15 protein-coding genes and 2 pseudogenes are annotated in these 20,702 nt (G+C 52.3%); all 17 read right to left on the bottom strand.

Going from position 1 to position 20,702, the window contains the following annotated elements; all coding sequences use genetic code 11:
- Nucleotides 1–21: 21 nt before the first annotated feature.
- The 17 genes and pseudogenes from XI25_RS13325 to XI25_RS13245 all read right to left on the bottom strand — a co-directional run bounded on the left by XI25_RS13325 (nucleotide 22) and on the right by XI25_RS13245 (nucleotide 20,603).
- Nucleotides 22–618: a dipicolinate synthase subunit B gene (locus tag XI25_RS13325; protein WP_046679038.1), complete on the bottom strand. Its 597-nt coding sequence runs from the start codon at nucleotides 616–618 to the stop codon at nucleotides 22–24.
- Nucleotides 615–1,514, bottom strand: coding sequence for a dipicolinate synthase subunit DpsA (dpsA, locus tag XI25_RS13320; RefSeq protein WP_046679037.1), 900 nt, complete (start codon nucleotides 1,512–1,514; stop codon nucleotides 615–617). Before dpsA ends, XI25_RS13325 begins: the two co-directional genes overlap by 4 nt.
- Nucleotides 1,515–1,721: 207 nt before the next feature.
- On the bottom strand, nucleotides 1,722–2,168 hold the full coding sequence (gene dut, locus XI25_RS13315) for a dUTP diphosphatase (RefSeq protein ID WP_200901420.1): 447 nt from the start codon (nucleotides 2,166–2,168) through the stop codon (nucleotides 1,722–1,724).
- A pseudogene (locus XI25_RS13310) lies at nucleotides 2,146–3,412 on the bottom strand (M16 family metallopeptidase). Before XI25_RS13310 ends, dut begins: the two are co-directional and overlap by 23 nt.
- A 156-nt stretch (nucleotides 3,413–3,568) precedes the next feature.
- Nucleotides 3,569–4,551 (bottom strand): annotated as a pseudogene (locus XI25_RS13305) (polysaccharide deacetylase family protein).
- Nucleotides 4,552–4,775: 224 nt separating this feature from the next.
- Nucleotides 4,776–6,869, bottom strand: coding sequence for a polyribonucleotide nucleotidyltransferase (gene pnp, locus XI25_RS13300; protein WP_046679036.1), 2,094 nt, complete (start codon nucleotides 6,867–6,869; stop codon nucleotides 4,776–4,778).
- Nucleotides 6,870–7,413: 544 nt separating this feature from the next.
- Nucleotides 7,414–7,683, bottom strand: a complete 270-nt coding sequence (gene rpsO / locus XI25_RS13295) for a 30S ribosomal protein S15 (protein WP_006211281.1) — start codon at nucleotides 7,681–7,683, stop codon at nucleotides 7,414–7,416.
- 167 nt (nucleotides 7,684–7,850) lie between these two features.
- A complete protein-coding gene (locus XI25_RS13290; protein ID WP_046679035.1) occupies nucleotides 7,851–8,798 on the bottom strand; it encodes a bifunctional riboflavin kinase/FAD synthetase in 948 nt (315 codons plus the stop codon).
- Between the two features lie 39 nt (nucleotides 8,799–8,837).
- A complete protein-coding gene (truB, locus tag XI25_RS13285; protein WP_046679034.1) occupies nucleotides 8,838–9,752 on the bottom strand; it encodes a tRNA pseudouridine(55) synthase TruB in 915 nt (304 codons plus the stop codon).
- Complete coding sequence (locus XI25_RS13280) at nucleotides 9,749–10,726, bottom strand: DHH family phosphoesterase (RefSeq protein WP_046679033.1); 978 nt, start codon at nucleotides 10,724–10,726, stop codon at nucleotides 9,749–9,751. Before XI25_RS13280 ends, truB begins: the two co-directional genes overlap by 4 nt.
- 28 nt (nucleotides 10,727–10,754) lie before the next feature.
- Nucleotides 10,755–11,108, bottom strand: a complete 354-nt coding sequence (rbfA, locus tag XI25_RS13275) for a 30S ribosome-binding factor RbfA (RefSeq protein ID WP_046679032.1) — start codon at nucleotides 11,106–11,108, stop codon at nucleotides 10,755–10,757.
- Between the two features lie 19 nt (nucleotides 11,109–11,127).
- Nucleotides 11,128–13,770 carry a translation initiation factor IF-2 gene (gene infB, locus XI25_RS13270; protein WP_046679031.1) on the bottom strand — a complete coding sequence of 881 codons (2,643 nt, stop codon included), beginning with the start codon at nucleotides 13,768–13,770 and terminating at the stop codon, nucleotides 11,128–11,130.
- Nucleotides 13,763–14,119, bottom strand: a complete 357-nt coding sequence (locus XI25_RS13265; RefSeq protein WP_046679030.1) for a L7Ae/L30e/S12e/Gadd45 family ribosomal protein — start codon at nucleotides 14,117–14,119, stop codon at nucleotides 13,763–13,765. The genes infB and XI25_RS13265 overlap by 8 nt, the downstream gene beginning before the upstream one ends.
- Nucleotides 14,079–14,387, bottom strand: a complete 309-nt coding sequence (rnpM, locus tag XI25_RS13260) for an RNase P modulator RnpM (RefSeq protein ID WP_046679029.1) — start codon at nucleotides 14,385–14,387, stop codon at nucleotides 14,079–14,081. The genes XI25_RS13265 and rnpM overlap by 41 nt, the downstream gene beginning before the upstream one ends.
- A gap of 23 nt (nucleotides 14,388–14,410) precedes the next feature.
- Nucleotides 14,411–15,508, bottom strand: a complete 1,098-nt coding sequence (nusA, locus tag XI25_RS13255) for a transcription termination factor NusA (protein WP_046679028.1) — start codon at nucleotides 15,506–15,508, stop codon at nucleotides 14,411–14,413.
- Between the two features lie 129 nt (nucleotides 15,509–15,637).
- On the bottom strand, nucleotides 15,638–16,099 hold the full coding sequence (rimP, locus tag XI25_RS13250) for a ribosome maturation factor RimP (protein WP_046679027.1): 462 nt from the start codon (nucleotides 16,097–16,099) through the stop codon (nucleotides 15,638–15,640).
- 190 nt (nucleotides 16,100–16,289) lie between these two features.
- Entirely contained in the window at nucleotides 16,290–20,603 is a 4,314-nt protein-coding gene (locus tag XI25_RS13245; RefSeq protein ID WP_046679026.1) for a PolC-type DNA polymerase III, read from the bottom strand.
- Nucleotides 20,604–20,702 lie beyond the last annotated feature (99 nt).

The following is a 20,702-nucleotide window of genomic DNA, read 5'->3' as shown; positions in this document are numbered from 1 at the left end:
AACTGCGTCGGTTGGCAAAAATTATGCTGAATGAAACCGTTCAATAATCATGGGCTGCAGCTGCTTCCCTTCCAGAGCCGAATAACAAGTTTCCGGCACGAGCTCCATCCTGGCGACAAGCGAATTCGGTTTCTGCTGGGGATTATCCTGCCCGAAAGGAACAAAATAAATATTTTTCGTGACCAGCAGCTTGGCGATATTGGCAGCGTTCAGGCCAAGACCGTCATTCGTCGAAATCGCCAGTACAAGCGGCCGGCAGTTTCTCATTTGCGCTTTGGCTGCCATCAGCACCGGACTGTCCGTCATGGCGTTCGCCAGCTTGCTGATCGAGTTGCCTGTGCAGGGGGCGATGACCAGAACGTCCAGAAGCTTGGAAGGGCCTAGCGGTTCCGCCTCAACAATTGTAGAAATAATATCATTACCGGTTATATCTTTCAACTGTTTCTGCCAATTTTCCGATGTGCCGAATCGGGTATCCGTTGTCATGATCGTATGGGAAACGATCGGAACGACGCTTGCCCCCCCATCCTTAAAGCGTTTTATCTGAGGCATTACCTCTTCGAGCGTGCAGTGCGAGCCGGTCAAAGCATAGCCGACGGTCTTTCCCTTCCAGTTCATTTGACATCCCCCCGAATCCTGATTTCCTCCGAAATCAACTCCACCAACGTGTTGGCCATGATGATTCCGGCGGTTTTAGGCGCTACGATCCCAGGCAATCCCGGAGCAAGCATGGCTTTGATCCCTCTTTTTTCCGCATAACGGAAATCACAGCCGCCGGGAGCGGAGGCCAGGTCGATAATGACGGCCTGCCGGGGCATTTTGGATATGATCTGTGCCGTAACAATCATGGTCGGAATGGTGTTGAACAGCAGGTCAATGTCCGAAACCTCCGCTCCCAGATCTTTAATCATGAATGGTTTCCAGCCCATTTCCTCCGCCCTTGCAAAATGGTCGCTTTTCCGGACGCCCATTTTGATCTTGGCTCCGAGTCCCTGCAGGCTGCGTGCCATGGTAAAGCCGGTTCTCCCCATCCCGAGCACCATGCTGGTCGAACCGTGTATGGTGAAATCCGTATTTTGAATAGCCATCATCAGAGCACCTTCGGCGGTCGGAATCGAGTTGTAGATCGCAACGTCATCACGGTCAAGCAGCTCGACCAACTTAATGTTGTGCTTTTCGCACAAAGACCTGAGGTAGCTCTTGGCCATGCCGGTATACACAACCCCATGCTTCGGCATGGCCTTGATATGCTCTTCTTCCAGCTTCAGCGGTCCCTCTGCGAACAATGCGCCGATTCGGCCTTCGTCATCGCAGCCAACCACGGGCAAAACCAGGGCATCCGCTTCGGTGAGCAAATCCGCTGTGAGCGGTTCCCGGGTTACCCCCTGAAAGGAATCCTGCAATTTGTCAAAGCCGGCTATCGATACAGCGGCATCCATCTCGGCACATTTCCGTATCACCTCGATCTGCCGCGCGTCACCGCCGATAAAGACGGTCCGGACTCCTGTCAGCATGCAAGGCCTCGCTCCTTTCCCAACCAATGTATAGGACCATCTTATGCGGCGGCCCAAAAAGAGGTGAGCGGGGGAATGCAAACTTTTTTCTTTAGTTAGTCGGCGCACGAACTTTCATCCTGGAATGGCCACCATGCATGCTGGACGAACCTAAAAAAAACCGTTCCGGCTAATGCCGGAACGGTTAACAGGCTGTCGATATTGGTCTTATCTTCCGGTATGGCCGAATCCGCCAGCTCCCCGGACGGTGTCCGATAGTTCTTCCACTTGAACGAACTCAACCTTCGGAACCGTTTGAAAAACCATCTGCGCAATTCGTTCATTGCGCTCGATCGTAAACGGTTCTTGGCCCAGATTGATGAGTAGCACCTTGATTTCCCCGCGGTAATCGGCATCGATCGTTCCCGGAGAGTTCAGGCAGGTAATTCCATGCTTAAAAGCCAGACCGCTGCGCGGGCGGATCTGGGCTTCCAGCTCTCCCGGCATGGCAATGGCAAATCCCGTCGGGATCAGCTTCCGCTCTCCCGGCGCCAGCACCACCGGTTCCTCCACCGCCGCATGCAGGTCAAAGCCCGCCGCAAGCTCGGACATCTTGAGCGGAAGTTTTATATCCTCATTTCCGGATAATCTGTTAATTTGAACGTAATGCAACAAATTCGTCCCTCCTCATTCCTTGAAGCGCCTTGTCCGTCGTGCCCACCATGGCAAGTGCATACGGCACGGCAAACATGCGGTCAAGAACGGCGTCGATATGGCCCATCTCGACCTTTTCGATCCGCTCGATCATTTCATCCAAACTGTAATGGCGGCCGAGCATCAGCTCGTTTTTGCCAAGCCGGTTCATCCGGCTTCCCGTGCTCTCCAAGCTGAGAATAAGGCTGCCTTTCAGCTGCTCTTTGCCCTTTTTCAGTTCTTCTTCCGTCATGCCGTTTACGGCCAGATCGGACATGATCTCCTTCGTCAGCTCAAGCACGTCCTTGGTCTGCTTTGGAGCCGTTCCCGCATAAATCGTAAACATTCCGCTGTCCGCATGGGAACTGTGGTATGAATAAACCGAATAGGCGAGTCCCCGCTTTTCCCGAATTTCCTGGAACAGCCGGGAGCTCATGCCTCCGCCGATGGCATTGTTCAACAGCACCATCGCATACTGGAGTTCATCGCTGATCGAGCTGCCGGGGAACGATAGGCAAATATGGTTTTGCTCCGTTTTTTTTCTTCCGGTACACCAAGCCGTCATGAAACTCCGGGACGGTTAACTGTTGGCGGGGACCGCTGTTTTTGAAACCGCCGAAATGGCGTTCGAGCAGGTCGACGACACTTTCGTCAATGTTTCCGGCAAGCGCAATAACGGTGTTTTCGATGGTGTAATGATTTTCCATATAGGCTCTCAGCGTATCCGAATCCATCGCTTCCAGCCGCTCTTTCGTGCCCAATATCGGATAAGCCAAAGGATGGTTCCCGTAGGCGGAAAGAGACATCAGGTCATGAACGAGATCATCCGGCGTATCTTCATACATCGCGATTTCCTCGAGGATCACGTTTTTCTCTTTGGCCAGCTCTGCCGGCTCCAGCCGGGAATTGAAAAACATGTCCGACAATACATCCACGGCTATCGGAAGGTGATCGTCCAGCACCTTTGCATAATAACACGTGTATTCTTTTGAAGTAAATGCATTGACGTTACCGCCAATGGCATCGAATTGCTCCGCAATGGCCCTCGCATCGAACCTGTCCGTCCCTTTAAACATCATATGTTCGATAAAGTGCGTAATCCCGTTAATATCCGGCGATTCGTTGCGGGAGCCGGTCTTAACCCAGATGCCGAAGGAGACCGAGCGGCATGTCGGGATCTGTTCCATGACGACTCTCAGGCCATTGGACAGCTGTATTTTTTTCACGAAAGGCCCTCCTCACTGTGTTCCCTTGATTTCACCCATCTTGTCATGTTTTTTTCTTTTTAGAGGTTGTTCAAAAAGCGGTCAATTTTTGATCATGGCTTTTTGAACTCGCATATTTATGCCATCCACACATTGTAACAAACTTCATGAGGGGCCTCAACTTCCAGCCGGCAACATTCTTTCCGGCGATAATGTCTCGCTTACCGTACCGATGTGAAGCCCTTTCGCACGGATTCCACGAATCATCCCCTTCAACGCTTTGGAGGAGGAATCCGTGGGGTGCATCAATATTAAAAAGCCGGGCTCTGCCTTGCTCGTTATCTTTTGCACAACCGCTTCGGGCGCCGGATGGCGCCAGTCCACCGTATCCAAAGTCCATAACACGGTTTTTAGGCCGCGGGCATGGGCAATTTCCACCGTTTGTTGGTTAAAATCGCCGGATGGCGGGGCAAACCATTTGTTCGTAACGCCGAGGCTATCTTTTAGGAGTTCCTGCGTTTTGGCGATTTCCAATTCGGCTCGGGTGCGGCTCAGCCGGCTCATATTGGGATGGGAATAAGCATGATTTTCGACTTCATGTCCCCTTTTCAATATTTCCGAAGCCAGTTCCGGATTTTTTTTTCAACCAGCTTCCATCCAGAAAAAAAAGTGGTCTTGATGTTCTCTTCGTCCAAAATATCCAGCATCGGCTTGAGGTACTCATTCCCCCACGCCACATTGATCATTAGGGAGACCATGGGCTTGTTCGGATTGCCCCGGTATATCGGATGCTGTCCCAAATCATCCAGAGTGACCTTGGCCGGAATTTGGCGGTACACATAAGGAATCGGTTCGCCAGCCTTCCTCTTAAGTGCCCGCTTGTACGTCTCTTCAACGTCAATCTCCTGCCCGTTATAACCGGGGATGGCTTTCCAAACGGAATCGACCCTGGCGTCCACCGGCTCGATCCGCTTTTTGGCCGCCTCCGCTTCAATTTCACCAAGCAGCTGCACATCCGCTGCCGCGGGCTGCTGTTCCCCGTGAGCCGCGCTTTGGGCCTGATTAAGCTGCTTGATATAATCCCAGGAACCTGTCATTACTCCGATACCGGATACGAAAGCGACGCCGGCAACCGCCACTATAGCCTTTATTCCCTTCATGGGCGTTCCATCCCCTTTTAATTAAGCTTTGTCCCATTTTATGAGACGGGGGTGGGGATTATGTACTTGCAAAATCCCATGGGAAAATAGAAGCTTCAAGCGTTTTGTTTTTCTTTCGGCACAGGTGGAGGATTACAAGATGCTGCTGCGCTGATTCCATAAAAAAAAAGAGCCAGAATGTTCATTTCTGTCTCTTTCCTTCATGTAAAAAAATCGCTAAGTCGTTACTTCGCTTCGGCCGTTAAAACCGCCTTGCGGGAAAGGTTGATGCGCCCCTGTTGGTCGATTTCGGTCACCTTCACGGTAATGACATCTCCGATGGATACGACGTCCTCCACTTTGGCAACGCGTTCGGTCGATAGCTGCGAAATATGAACCAAACCGTCTTTGTTCGGCAAAATTTCAACGAACGCTCCGAATTTTTCAATTCGTTTTACGGTTCCCGTATAAATTTCGCCCACGACAACTTCACGCACGATGCCTTCGATAATGGACAGCGCCTTTTGGTTCATCTCCGCATTGGAAGAAGCGATAAATACGCGTCCATCCTGCTCGATATCGATTTTTACGCCGGTCTCTTCAATAATTTTATTGATGATTTTGCCGCCGGCACCGATAACGTCACGGATTTTATCCGGATTGATCTGCATGGTAATGATTTTAGGCGCATGCGGGGAGAGGCTTTCTCTTGGCTGCTGAATGACTTCCAACATTTTTCCGAGAATGTGCATGCGTCCTTCTTTCGCCTGATCCAGGGCTTCCTGCAAAATGGCACGGTCAATCCCGTCGATTTTGATATCCATCTGAATGGCGGTTACGCCCTCGGACGTACCTGCCACCTTAAAGTCCATATCTCCGAGATGGTCTTCCATGCCTTGAATATCGGTAAGGATCGATACATGGTCGCCGTCTTTAATCAAGCCCATGGCAACCCCCGCTACCGGCGCCTTGATCGGTACGCCCGCATCCATCATCGCCAGCGTACTTGCGCAGATGCTGGCCTGCGAAGTGGAACCGTTCGATTCAATGACCTCGGAAACGAGACGGATGGTGTAAGGAAAGTCGACTTCGGAAGGAATGACCTTCGACAGCGCACGTTCGCCCAGAGCCCCGTGACCGATTTCGCGGCGTCCGGGAGCGCGTAGAGGACGGGCCTCGCCAACGCTGAACGGCGGGAAATTGTAATGGTGCATGAAACGTTTTGTTTCTTCCAGGTCGATGCCGTCAAGAATCTGAACGTCACCCAAAGCCCCCAGGGTACATACGCTGAGCGCCTGCGTTTGTCCGCGGGTAAACAAACCTGATCCGTGCGTGCGCGGAAGCAGGCCCGTGTCGCATTCGATCGGACGAATTTCGGACAAACCGCGCCCGTCCGGACGAACTTTGTCATGGGTAATCAACCGTCTGACTTCTTCCTTGACGATATCGTGTAGAACCTCTTTGACATCCTTCAAAAGTTCCGGCGTTTCGATGTATTTTTCTTCAAATACAGTATAAGCTTCATCGTTGATCGCATCGATGGCATCCTGGCGGGCATGCTTCTCGGCAATGCGAACCGCCTCCACCAAACGCTCGGCGGCGAATTCGCGAACCTCGCGGTTCACCGTTTCGTTGACGGCATGGAGCTTCACTTCCATTTTTTCTTTGCCTGCAACGGCAACCAATTCTTCGATCTTGGCCACGATGTGCTTGATCTCGTCATGACCGAACATGATCGCTTCCAGCATGATTTCCTCCGGAACCTCATTCGCTTCCGCTTCCACCATCATGATGGCGTCCTTCGTACCTGCGACGACCAGGTAGATGTCGCTCGCTTCCTGCTCCGCGATGGTCGGATTCACGACGAATTTGCCGTCCACACGGCCAACAGCCACGCCGCCGATCGGTCCGTTAAACGGTACGTCGGAAATGCTCAGCGCTGCCGAAGTACCGATCATGGCCGCGATTTCGGGCTCACAATCCTGATCCACGCTCATGACCAAGTTCAAGACCTGAACATCGTTCCGGAAGCCTTCCGGGAACAAAGGGCGGATCGGGCGGTCCGTCAAACGGCTGGCCAGAATCGCTTTTTCGCTCGGTCTGCCTTCCCGTTTAATAAAGCCGCCCGGAATTTTGCCTACCGCATACAATCTTTCTTCATAGTTAACCGTCAATGGGAAAAAATCCAGATCCTTCGGCTCGCTGGATGCCGTAACCGTACACAGCACAGCCGTTTCGCCATAGCGAACCATCACCGCTGCGTTGGCTTGTTTCGCGAGTCTTCCGGTTTCCAGGACGAGAGGTCTTCCTCCCAGCTGCATTTCAACACGTTGTTCCATGTAATCCCTCCTCTTGAGGCTTTGATATTGGTTTTACCTGTTTTCCAGTATTGCCTTTAATTCGCTTGTTCATAAAAGACCGCCCGGCAAAACGATGCTTAGGCGGTTTTTTACCCGGGTCTGCAAACAGCCCGTTCTCACGCGTTTATTAAGACGGCTTGGCCCATCTTAAATGATTTGCCATTAAACGAAAAATATAAGAAAAATGTCTACCGGCGTACTCTCAAAGAAGAAAGATCGCTTCTAGGCGTAATTTTTCTTGCGATATCAGGGTGACTTTCCCTTGAAGTCATACGTTCTGATATCTAAAGAAAAACGTCTACCGGCGTACTTTCTCGGAAGACAGACCGCTTTTAGTCGTAATTTTTCTTGCGATATCAGGGTGACCTTCCCTTGAAGTCATGCGTTCCGATATCTAAAGAAAAGAAACGGACCTCTCTTATATGTACTTTTCGTTAGCTTCAAAAAAGAGCCCGGCTGCGCCGCTGTCGTTCCAAGAAGGACAGTGGACAACCAGGCTGCTTTCGGTACACCTTATGGATTATTAGCGGCGTAATCCAAGCTTCTCGATCAAAGCGCTGTAACGTTTAACATCCTTGTTTTTCAAGTATGCAAGCAACTTACGGCGTTGGCCGACCATTTTCAGCAATCCGCGGCGGGAGTGATGATCTTTCTTGTGCGTACGCAAGTGGTCAGTCAAGTTCGTAATGTTTTCCGTTAGGATAGCGATTTGCACCTCTGGAGATCCGGTATCGGATTCGTGAGTTTTGTGCTCGTCAATCAATTGCTGTTTACGTTCTTGAGTCAATGCCATCCTGTTCACCTCCTTCATTATAATCGCCGTTGGCCTCGTTACCGACGGTGAGATCGAACAACCAAGCCAAGGTTAATGATGCCGGTCGCCCCGGCAACCTCTAAGAGTATAGCATACTTTTCCGAAAAAAGAAAATGGGATCTGCAATATTTGTCCAATAAAATGATTCAACGTTTCAAAATGGTTCTCGATTCTTCAACATCGCGGTGGATCCGGTCGATCAGCTCATTCACGGAGTTGAACTTAAGCTCCTTCCGGATAAATTGCACAACGTCCACGATCATGGTCTGACCGTACAGGTCGCCGTCAAAATCCAGCAGATGGACTTCATAGACAGGCTCCTTCATCTGGTCATGAAAGGTTGGCTTCAAGCCTACGCTCATCACGCCCGGCAGCCATTGCCCGTCACCGGAGCAGCGTGCCCAAACGGCATATACGCCGAGAGCCGGTGTGACATAGTGCCCTTCAAGCTCCAGGTTTGCTGTCGGGAAGCCGATCTTGCGGCCGCGCTTTTCTCCGTGAACGACGGTACCGCGAATCCGGTAGTACCGGCCCAGCCAGCGGTTTGCTTCCTCGATCTGACCGGCGTACAAGGCGGCGCGGATCGAAGAACTGCCCACCTTTTCTCCATCGATCAGAAAAGGAGGCACGGTTACGACCCGCATGCGGCCCTGGCTCATGTCATGCAGCATGTCCGCGCGGCCCTCGCCTTTGAAGCCAAAGCGGAAATCGAAGCCGACAACCGCAGTATGAAGCTGAAGCGGCAGCAGCATTCCGGTGACGAAATCTTCCGGGCTGACCCGGGAGAAGTCCTCGTTAAAATCCACGACGTAAAGAATGTCAATCCCCATGTCCGCAAGCAGTTCCTGCTTGTCGGTCTGAGGTGTTAGATAGCCTTCGTAATTCCCTTTGCGCATAACATCCTTGGGATGCGGGTAGAAGGTGATGACCGCTGCCGGTATTCCTTCTTTCCGCGCAATATCCACCGCAGTGGAAATCACGCTGGCATGTCCCAGGTGAAGGCCGTCGAATTGCCCGATGGCAGCCACCTGCGGCTGGCCCAGTTCGGACTCTTGCTCCGGAGTTAAGGGATACGATAAGGAAACGATTTTCATGTGTTTCTCACCTGCAATTCACTTAGATAGGTCCACGGACTATACGGAGAATACTTTGACCGGAACGATGGCCCCGGTCTCTTCCTGCCTTCGGAATATCCCCAAAAACCGGCCTTCTCCATCGTACAAGCGTAGGTTGTCCGGATGCTCGACCGGCGGCGTGACGGCCCTTCCCGAAAGGCGCTGACCCTGAAGGGCCGCCGCTTTCTTCTCGTCCGACACCGTATGGGCCGGCAGATGCGCAATGGCTTCATCTGCAGGAATCAGCTTTGCACCAAGCGTCCCTTCTTCCATATACCGCTCAATTTGCTCCAGCGTCAAGCATTTGGACGAGGCGATTCCCGCAGACAGGGTACGCTCCAGCTTAACCATCACCGAGGGCAAGCCGAGCTTTCTGCCGATGTCTACGCACAGGGTGCGAATATACGTTCCTTTGGAGCAGAGCACGCGAAAGGAAATATCCGTATGGCTCCCCTGTTCATCAAACCCGGTCATTTCAATTTCATATATGCTTACCGAACGGCTTTTGCGCTCCACGGTTTTTCCCTCGCGGGCCAGTTCATACAGACGTTTTCCGTCCACTTTTACAGCGGAATACATGGGCGGCACCTGGGAAATCTCCCCCAGAAAGGAAGCAAGGGCTTCTTTCGCTTCCCCCTCCGTCACCGACACCTCGGATACCGATTCTACTACCGTACCGGTAATATCCTCCGTATCGGTTGAGAAACCGAGGCGGAGGACAGCACGGTATTCTTTCGGCAGCTCCTGCATGTACTCAACCACGCGGGTAGCTCGTCCCAAGCATAACGGCAGTACGCCCGTCACCTCCGGGTCCAGCGTTCCCGCATGACCGATTCTTTTCATTTTGACGAGACGGCGGACCTTCGCGACAATGTCATGGGATGTCCATCCTGCCGGCTTGTGTACCGCCAAAATTCCTTCGAGTTCTGTCATAACGCTTGTTTCACCCGCTCTATCACTTGAGGGATGATGGCCTCAAGTTCACCTTCGATCCGGCAGCCGGCCGCCCGGACGTGTCCGCCGCCGCCAAAAGCCTGGGCCAAATTGGCCACATCCACTTTCCCGGCAGATCTTAAACTCACCTTGACGGCGCCGGAATTCAGCGACTTGAACAAAATGCCGACTTCCACCCCCTGGATGTTTCGTGGGTAGTTTACGATTCCCTCCAGGTCCTCGTTTTCCGCACCGCTTTCCAGCATATGCTGAGGAGTAACGTATACCCAGGCTATCTTGCCGTCAGACGTCATCTCCAGCGTGTTCAGCGCCTGAACCAACACCTTCATTTGCGGAAGAGTCATTTCCTCCAGAAAGGTTTCCGCAAGCTCGGGACCGTTGACGCCGTATGAAAGGAGTTTTGAAGCTATCTCCATAACCTTCGGGGACGTATTGGAATAACGGAAGCCCCCCGTGTCCGTCAAAAGCCCGGTATAAACGGCGGTAGCCGCCTCCGCATCCCACTCGACATCAAACAGATTAATCAAGTCAAAAAGAATTTCCGCCGTAGCCGCAGCCTCGGGAAGAACCAGATTGACCGTGCCGTACCTGTTATTCGTAGGGTGATGATCTATGTTTACGATCATGGCATCTTCCGAAAATAGCTGCCGGGTGCGCCCCACACGATCAAAATCGGCGCAATCCACGCATATGATTTTGCTGAACTTGCGCTGCGGCCGCGTTTCCGACATATTGATAAGTTCTTCGGCATGCCAAAGGATTTTCATCCGCTTCGGGATGATCCCCTCATTGATCATGGTGAATTTTTTGCCCAAACGCGAGAGAAGCCAGCCCACCGCAAGGGTGGAACTGACTGCATCTCCATCGGGCTGAACGTGCGACACTATCAAGTAATCATCGTGCTCCAGCAGATATTGCCTGACCTGCTGCAGCTCCTGTTCATAGGTCTGCATTCGCCCTCTCCTTTATAAAACAATCTGTCTAACGGTCTTCCTGTTCGCCGATTTCCCCGAGCAGCTTCTCGATCCGGCTGCCGTATTCAATCGACTCGTCGAACTTAAAGATCAGCTCCGGTACGTGGCGTAGACGGATTCTTTTTCCAAGCTCGGAACGAAGAAAGCCGGTGGCTTTCTCCAGCCCCTTCAAGGAAGCTGCCTTCTGCTCGTCGTCACCCAGAACGCTGAGATAAATCTTCGCCTGTGACAGATCGTTGGTCACATCGACGCCCGTTACGGTAATAAAACCGATCCGGGGATCTTTCATCTCCGTCTGGATAAGCTGGCTGAGCTCTTTTTTAATCTGCTCGCCCACGCGGCCTGTTCGGATTTTTGCCATGTCTGATCACCTCTTTACGTTAGCGCTCTACCGTTTCCATGATAAAGGCTTCAATGACGTCTCCTTCTTTGACGTCACTATAGCTTTCCAAGGTAATGCCGCATTCATAACCTTGCGCCACTTCTTTTGCATCATCTTTGTAACGCTTGAGGGAATCGATCTTGCCTTCGTGAATCACAATGCCGTCACGGATCAAACGCACTTCGGCGTTACGGGAAACTTTACCGGAAGTAACCATGCAGCCGGCAATCGTTCCGACCTTGCTGACCTTAAAGGTGTTCCGCACTTCGGCGTGTCCGATGACGTTTTCTTTGTATACCGGATCCAGCATGCCCTTCATGGCCTGTTCGATCTCTTCAATGACATTGTAAATTACGCGGTGAAGACGAACGTCTACCTTCTCCTGCTCGGCGGTTTGTTTCGCCTGCGTATCCGGACGGACGTTAAAGCCGATTACGATGGCATTCGAAGCGGCTGCCAAAATAATGTCGGATTCCGTAATGGCGCCGGCGCCGCTGTGAATGATTTTTACGCGTACGCCTTCCACTTCGATTTTGCTCAAGGAGCCTTTCAACGCCTCGACGGAGCCCTGAACGTCCCCTTTAATGATGACGTTAAGGTCTTTGATCTCGCCCTCTTTAATATGTTTAAACAAATCATCGAGCGTGACGCGAGTGCTGTAATTCAGCTCGGACTGGCGCTGGGTGATCGCGCGCTTATCGGCAATGGAACGGGCTTTGCGCTCGTCTTCGAATACCATGAACGGATCGCCCGCACCCGGAACCTCGGTCAAGCCGGTAATTTCTACCGGTGTGGAAGGACCGGCCTCTTTCAAGCGGCGGCCCTTGTCGTTGACCATGGCACGGATACGTCCAAAGCAGTTGCCGGCCACGAAAGCATCACCGACTTTAAGCGTACCGTGCTGGACGAGGATGCGTGCAACCGGACCCCTGCCTTTATCCAGCTCGGCTTCAATAACCGTACCGCGGGCGCGTTTATCCGGGTTCGCTTTGTATTCGTTCACCTCAGCGACCAGAAGAATCATTTCCAGCAGATCCTCAAGTCCCATGCGCTGTTTAGCCGATACATTTACGAAAATGGTGTCTCCGCCCCACTCTTCAGGCACGAGCTCATACTCGGTAAGTTCCTGTTTTACTTTATCCGGATTGGCATCCGGCTTATCGATTTTGTTCACGGCCACGATGATCGGCAGGCCCGCAGCTTTTGCATGGTTGATCGCTTCAACCGTCTGAGGCATCACACCGTCATCCGCGGCAACGACGATAATCGTCATATCCGTTACCTGTGCACCGCGGGCGCGCATCGCCGTAAACGCTTCGTGGCCCGGCGTATCCAGGAACGTAATCTTCTTGCCGTTGATTTCAACCTGGTAAGCACCGATGTGCTGCGTAATGCCGCCGGCTTCGCCGCTGCTCACATTGGTTGACCGGATCGCATCCAGAAGCGTCGTTTTACCATGGTCGACGTGACCCATGATCGTAACGACCGGAGGACGCTCTTTCAGATCGGCAGGATCGTCCACTTCCTCCAGGGTTTCAAAGCGATCTTCCTCCACAGGAATTTTCACTTCGACCTCAACGCCGAACTCACCGGCCAGAAGCTGAATCGTATCGATGTCGAGCTCCTGGTTAATGGTGGCCATCACGCCGAGGAAAATCAGCTTCTTGATGACCTCGGAAGCGTCCTTATGAAGCAGCTTCGCCGTTTCACCGACGGTCATGTTGCCACGGACGATAATTTTCTTCGGCGTGTTGTCGATTTTCTCGCGAGGCGGTTGCTGCTGATTTTGATTCCGGCCGCGGTTATTTTTGCCTCCGCGGTTGTTGTTGCGGAACCCTCCTTGACGGTTGTTGTCGTCAAAGCGCTTGGAACCCTGGCGGTTATTGTTGTTATTATTGCCGTTTCTGGAACCGCCGCGGTTTCCGCCATTGTTGTTATTATTGGAGAATCCTGTGTTTCCGCCCGAACGCTGGTTGTCGCTGCGGCCTCCTTGAGGCTGATTGGACCCCTGCTGGGCACGCGGATTGCCCGACTGTCCATTGTTTTGCTGAGGACGGGAAGCGCCTTGCTGGCCGGAGCCTTGAGGCCCTCTGCCCCTGTTATTTTGCTGGCTTCCTTGGGAAGCGGTCGTGTTATGGTTTCTCCGGTTATCCTGTCCGCTGCCAGAACGCTGCGGGGAGCCGGATGCATTGGAGTTGTTTTGTTGATTTCTATTATTCATACCTACCTGCTTTTCCTGTTGTTTTTTGGGCTGTCCTTGTTCCTGCGATTGACCTGAGGATCGTTGACCCTGATTCCGGCTGCCGCTGTGCCCATTCCGGCCGCCTTCATTTCGTTTGGCAGGAGCGCTGCCTTCAGCGCTTCCCGACGGTGCCGTGCTGCTCGCAACGGTGACAGCAGGCTTCCGGTTATCGCTGCGCGACCCTTCCGAACCGTCCCGCTTGGCCGCAGCATTCGACTTGATGTCTTTGAAAAACTGCTCGACCTTGGAGACCGTATCGTTTTCCATCACGCTCATGTGATTGTTCACCGGAATGTTCAAACGCTTGAGTATCGTTATGATTTCCTTGCTGCTCATGTTCAGCGATTTGGCATACTCGTATACCCGAAGTTTATTGTCCTTGTTATCCTGTTTACTCAATATACTCCACCTCCGACATTATCTCCAGCTTCTTGGAGATCATTTCTGCGAATCCTTGATCCGTAACTGCCAGCACAACCCGTTCGGGCTTACCTACGCTTGTGCCCAGACTTTCCCGGTCAAATCCGATTACCAGAGGGATTTTGTAAGTACCGCATTTATCGCGGAACTTCTTTTTTGTATTATCTGAGGCGTCACCCGCCAGAATGACCATTTTCGCTTCAGAAGACCGGATGGCTTTGAGCACGATCTCATCGCCGGTAACCACTTTTCCCGCACGCATGGCAAGGCCTATATTGGACAGCGCCTTATTCGTCATCGGCACGATCCTTCGCGGCAAGGAATTCATCTTCCACTTTTATAAAATCCTGGGCCAACTGTTCATAAATCTCTGACTGAACATGGTGCTTCAAGGCGCGGTCAAGCGCCTTGTTCTTCTGTGCCAGCTTAAAGCAGGACAAGTTTCCGCACAAATAAGCGCCCCTGCCTGACTTCTTGCCGGTCAGATCGATAAGCACCGTATCTTCAGGCGTCTTTACAATGCGGATAAGCTCCTTTTTAGGCTTCATTTCTTGACAAGCCACGCACTTGCGAAGCGGTATCTTTCTCTGTTTCAAGTCCAGCCCCCCCGTCCTTTACATTAGTCGACGGAGACGGAATCCTGATGCATCTCACCCGTCAGGGTTTTCGGTCTGCCGTATTCCTGTTCCGCCTGGCTCTCGCTCTTAATGTCGATTTTCCAGCCTGTCAGCTTGGCAGCCAGCCGGGCATTCTGTCCTTTAATCCCGATGGCCAATGACAGCTGGTAATCCGGAACGATAACCCGAGCCATTTTCTCGTCCTCGAAGACCTGCACTTCAAGAACCTTGGAAGGACTCAGCGCGTTCGCAACATATTCTTCAACCTGCTCCGAATAACGCACGATGTCAATCTTCTCTCCGCGGAGCTCGTTTACGATCGTCTGTACCCGCATGCCTTTCGGCCCTACGCAGGAGCCGACCGGATCAACCTCTTCATTCCGGGAGTACACGGCGATTTTGGAACGGAATCCGGCTTCGCGGGCTACGGACCGGATTTCGACGACACCGTCGAAAATTTCCGGAACCTCAAGCTCGAAGAGACGCTTCAAAAGCCCCGGATGCGTGCGGGAGAGCATGATTTGAGGACCCTTTGTCGTATTTTCCACTTTCGTGATATACGCCTTGATCCGGTCCCCGTGTTTGAATTTCTCGTTAGGCATCAGCTCGGTGAGCGGAAGAACCGCTTCGATCTTGCCAAGGTCAATGTAAATGTTGCGCGGATCCTGGCGCTGCAGCGTACCCGTTACGATATCGTCTTCCTTGTCGATGAAAGCACTGTAGATCAGGCCGCGTTCCGCTTCGCGAATGCGCTGGGTAACAACCTGCTTTGCCGTTTGCGCGGCAATGCGTCCAAAATCTCTTGGCGTCACTTCGATCTCGGCGATGTCGTCAATCTGGAAATGCGCGTTAATGTCGCGTGCCGCAGGCAGCGAAATTTCCGTCCGCGGATCCAAAACCTCTTCAACCACCAATTTGCGGGCATACACCTTAATGACGCCGGTGTTGCGGTTCATATCGACCCGCACGTTCTGAGCGGTATTAAAGTTACGCTTGTAACTGGAAATCAGCGCCGCCTCAATCGCTTCAAACAATACATCCTTGCTTATGCCCTTGTCTCTCTCCAACTCATTCATGGCTTCAATAAAATCCATACTCATTGAAAATCGGTTCCCCCTTTCAAAACTTCCGTCAAGTAGAAACGGCTTCATCGTCCTTCTTAAGGACGATGAGCGTTTCCGCGTGAAATATAAGCCAAGTATAGATGGTATTTTATACTTTCTTATATTTTAGAAAATGATGGCCAATCTGGCACTGGCGACTTTGGGATATGGAATCACGTGCTGCTTCTTCCCGGACTGGACAATAAGCTCATCGTTCTCAAAGGATACGAGCTTGCCCTCAAACTCCTTCATTCCGTCCACGGCCTCGTAGACGGTAACAAACACGTTCTTGCCGACGGACTTGGCGATATCTTCTTTCTTCTTCAGCGGACGCTCGGCGCCGGGAGAAGAAACCTCGAGAAAATAAGCGGTTGGAATCGGGTCGTTTTCATCCAGCTTCTGGCTCAGGTATTCGCTGATCAGGCCGCAATCGTCGATATCGATGCCGCCCTCCTTGTCAACGAAAACGCGCAAAAACCAATTGCTTCCTTCTTTTACATACTCCACATCTACCAGTTCAAAGCCGTGCTGGTCCAAATACGGCTGCACCATTTCTTCCACGGTCGTTTTAATCTTCGGTGTGCTCAAAGAACATAACCTCCAACACTTCATTTCCTATACCAAAGAGTAAAGAGTGGGTTGCCCCACTCTTTACACAACGGTTTTATCTCCATGATTACCAAAAAAATTATAACATAGACTGGTAATACTGACAAGTATGAGTCCTTGACTGGTAAGGCGTTATCCACACGGCTTAAACGCTGTACCCGGGCCCGTTTTAAAAGAGGGAAAGCTGGTTGCTTTCCGGAAGGCCCCGGAAGCAACCCATCTGGGTAAGCAGTTCCACCGCCGTTTTACTTGCCTTGGATTTCTGCTGAAAATCCTCGATGGATAGAAACTCCCCGAATTCCCTTGCGGCGGCGATATTTCGGGCCGCGTTGTCCCCGATTCCCTGCAGCGAGGAGAAAGGAGGAATCAAGGAATCCCCATCCACCGTAAACCGAAGCGCATCGGAACGATACAGGTCGATCGTCTTGAAGGTGAAACCCCGAGCCGTCATTTCCAGAGCCATTTCGAGGATCGGCAGCATATTCTTCTCCTTCGTGCTAGCCTGGAAGCCAAGCTGCTCGATCTCTACAATCCGGCGGTAAATGGCATCATATCCTTGGCAGCACAGCTCGATGTCAAAATCCTCCGCTCGGACGGAGAAGTACGTCGCATAGTATTCAATCGGATGATACAGCTTGAAATACGCGGTACGGACGGCGGAAATGACGTAAGCCGCCGCGTGCGCCTTCGGAAACATGTACTGGATCTTCAGGCAGGAGTCGATGTACCACTGGGGAACCTTGCATTTCTTCATTTCCTCGATCCATTCCGGCGTCAGTCCCTTACCTTTACGCACGCTCTCCGTAATTTTAAACGCCAGTCCGACATCCATGCCGGCCTTGTAGATCAGGAACAGCATGATATCGTCGCGACAACCGATTACGGTTTTGATGTTGCAGGTTCCGTTTTTGATAAGCTCCTGCGCATTGCCGAGCCAAACCCCGGTTCCGTGGGACAGTCCCGAAATTTGAAGCAGGTCGGCAAAGCTTGAAGGCTGGGATTCGACCAGCATCTGCCGGACGAATTTCGTTCCCATCTCCGGCACCCCGTAGGTTGCCACCGGCGTCCGGATTTGCTCCGGAGTTACGCCAAGCGCCTCGGTCGAGTTGAACATGCTCATCACTTTCGGATCGTTCATCGGAATCGTCGTAGGATCGACCCCCGTCAAATCCTGAAGCATCCGCATCATGGTCGGATCATCGTGCCCGAGAATATCGAGCTTCAACAGGTTCGCATCGAAAGCATGGTAATCAAAGTGGGTGGTCTTCCACTCGGAATTGACGTCATCTGCAGGGTACTGAACCGGGGTGATATCCTCTACCTCGATATAATCCGGAACGACGACGATGCCGCCCGGGTGCTGTCCGGTGCTCCGTTTGACGCCGGTGCAGCCTGCCGCCAGACGGTTCAGCTCCGCTCCGCGCCAGTGCTTGTGATGCTGCTCTTCATACTTCTTGGCGAATCCGAATGCCGTTTTCTCGGCAACGGTGCCGATGGTTCCCGCGCGGAACACATTCTTCTCACCGAACATCACCTTCGTGTAGTTATGGGCATGAGGCTGATATTCACCAGAGAAGTTCAAGTCAATATCCGGGACTTTGTCTCCCTTGAAACCGAGGAAGGTTTCGAACGGAATATCCTGGCCTTCGCCTTTCAGCGGATTCCCGCATTCCGGGCAATCCTTGTCCGGCAGATCGAATCCGCTCGGGACGCTGCCGTCCAGGAACCACTCGCTGTGCTTGCAGTCCGGATTTCGGCAAATATAATGGGCCGGAAGCGGGTTTACCTCGGAAATGCCAAGGAAGGTCGCAACGACAGATGAACCGACGGAGCCCCGGGAGCCTACGAGATAGCCGTCATTATTCGACTTCTTAACCAGCTTCTCCGAGATGAGATAGTTTGCGGAGAAGCCGTATTTGATGATAGGCTCAAGTTCTTTCTCCAAACGGGCAACCACGACTTCCGGCAGATCCTCGCCATAAATGGATCTTGCCGTTTCGTAGCAGGTATTGCGGATTTCTTCATCCGCTCCCTCAAGAATTGGCGTAAAAAGCTTGTCCGGAAAGAGCTCCAACTCTTCGAAACGGTCCGCCAGTTCGTTCGTGTTGGTAACCACGATTTCGAAGGCTTTATCCTCGCCCAGATATTCGAACTCCTGAAGCATTTCCTCCGTGGTACGGAGATGGGCATCCGGCTTGCGGATGTCCTTGAGCGGGCTAAAGCCCGTGATCCCGTGAATCGTAATGTCCCGGTAGAGCTTGTCCCGCGGCTCCAGATAGTGCACGTTGCCGGTAGCGATAACCGGCTTGTTCAACTTTTCGCCGATGCGAATAACTTTGCGGATGGCCGTCTTGATCTCCTCCGGACTGCCGACAAGGCCCTTGTCCACAAGGTGCATGTACATGGTCAGCGGCTGTACCTCCAACACGTCATAGAACTGTGCAACCTCTTCCGCTTCTTCTTCGGTTTTATTGAGCACCGTCTCGAAAAACTCGCCCTTTTCGCAGCCGGACAGCACGATCAATCCGTCGCGCATTTCTTCCAGCTTCGATTTCGGAATGCAAGGCACCCTTTTGAAATAATCGGTATGCGACATGGACACCAGCTTGTACAAATTTTTCTTTCCCGTCATGTTCAGCGCATAAATGCCGCAGTGAAACGGCCGCGTATTACTCAGATCCGTCCCCACGTAATCGTTAAGCCGATCGAGCATCGCAATGCCTTTCAACTTGTCGACGTCGGCCAGAAGGCCGTTCAAAATACCGGCAAGCGCAACCGTATCGTCGATCGCCCGGTGATGGCTTTCGAGAAGCACCTTATATTTGTCCGCCAGCGTGTTCAGCCGGTGGTTTTTCATGCTCGGATGGAGCAAACGGGCCAATTCAAGGGTATCCAGATAAGGATTGTCCAGCGTCTCCATCCCCGCGTTTTTCAGCGATGCCTGGATAAATCCCATATCGAACCGCGCGTTGTGGGCAACCAGCACGGCATCTCCGGTGAATTTCACGAATTCCTTGAGCACGGGCTCCAGATCCGGCGCATCCTTCACCATATCATCGGTGATGTTGGTCAACTGCTGGATATGGTAGGGTATTTTTTCATGCGGGTTAACGAAGGTTGCGTACCGGTCAATTTCCTTGCCCTCGTGCATTTTGACCGCCGCCAGCTCCGTGATTTTGTTCTGCGTGATCGAAAGGCCCGTGGTCTCGATATCGAATACGACATACGTGGCGCTCTTGAGCTCGATCGGCTTTGCCTGCTCCACGACGTTGACCGCATCGTTTACGACGTTGGCCTCAATCCCGTAAATCATCTTGATTCCGTTCTTTTTGGCATGTTTAGCCGCATCCGGATAGCACTGGACGCCACCGTGATCGCTGACCGCAATGGCTTTGTGGCCCCAACCGGCTACGGTTTTCACGTACTTGTCGATAGGCGTGACCGCGTCCATGGTACTCATGGTCGTATGCAGGTGGAACTCCACCCGCTTCACCGGCGCGTTGTCCTTCCGGGAAGGAGGGGCCTTTACCTCGACCAGATCGGAAGGCATCATCACCAGCTCAGGCACCTGCATGAAGCGGTCGAACTCGACGCGCCCGCGTGCCTTGACCCATTTTCCGTCGGCCAGAAGGCTCAGCACTTTCACGTCGTCCTTGGTTTTGGCAAACATCTTCATCTGGAGCGAGTCCGTGAAATCCGTCAGGTTGAACATGAACAGAGTGCTGCCGTTACGAAGCTCCCTGCGGTCCAGGCCGAATATCGTGCCCTGAATCGTTATTTTCTTTTCTTCATCCTGAATTTCCTGAATCGGGACAGGCTGATCCTTGATTTCATAGCCGACCTGAAGCTTGATGTCGCCTTCCTCTTCTTCCGCCTCAGCCTCCGCTTCCATGCTGGTCATGAGCGCCTGGATGACTTCGCGTTCCTCTTCCCGCTTTCTTTGCTCAAACGCTTCGTACGCAGCCTGACCGTTATCGCCAACCTGCATTTTGACCCGAAGATTCAGCGCGAAATACTGGCTGAAAAACTTCATGATCGCCGCATCGATCTGCTTTTTCTTGGCCAGCTCCAAAGACATGCCGTCGGACATGGTCAACAGCAGCTGACCTTCTTCCACTTCATGCTTGGCCCGTGCCATCCAGCCGTTGACCGACGGGATTTCCCGGTGGACCCATTCCAAAAACAAGCCCCAGTATTCCTGTACGATGTCGGCATCCTTTACCGAATCCCGGTATCGGAACAAAAATTTGATTTTGGCGATATGGTTCATTTTTTCCTGAATTCTCAAACAGAACGTCCGATAGACCTCGGAAGGGACAAGCGTTTCCTTGATCAGGGTAATCAGCCATTCCTTGCTGTCGCGGCGGATTTCCACCTGCTCGATCCAGCCGTCCAAAAAATAGGGGTCTACCAAACTTGCCGGGACTTCTCCCTGCTTCATCAGCAGCTCAAACCGCTTTCTCTTCTCTTCCGCTGTGCCCATGGTTTCCTCCCTGCTATACCGAAACAATCCAACAAGTTAAAACAAACTCCGTCGTCCAATGAGATGGTCGGTGGCGTTTTACGCGAGAAATATAAGTCC

The organism is Paenibacillus sp. DMB20, from assembly GCF_000987955.1.
In the GTDB taxonomy this organism is placed as follows: domain Bacteria; phylum Bacillota; class Bacilli; order Paenibacillales; family Paenibacillaceae; genus Paenibacillus_AQ.
This window is presented reverse-complemented; position numbering and strand designations above follow the sequence as displayed.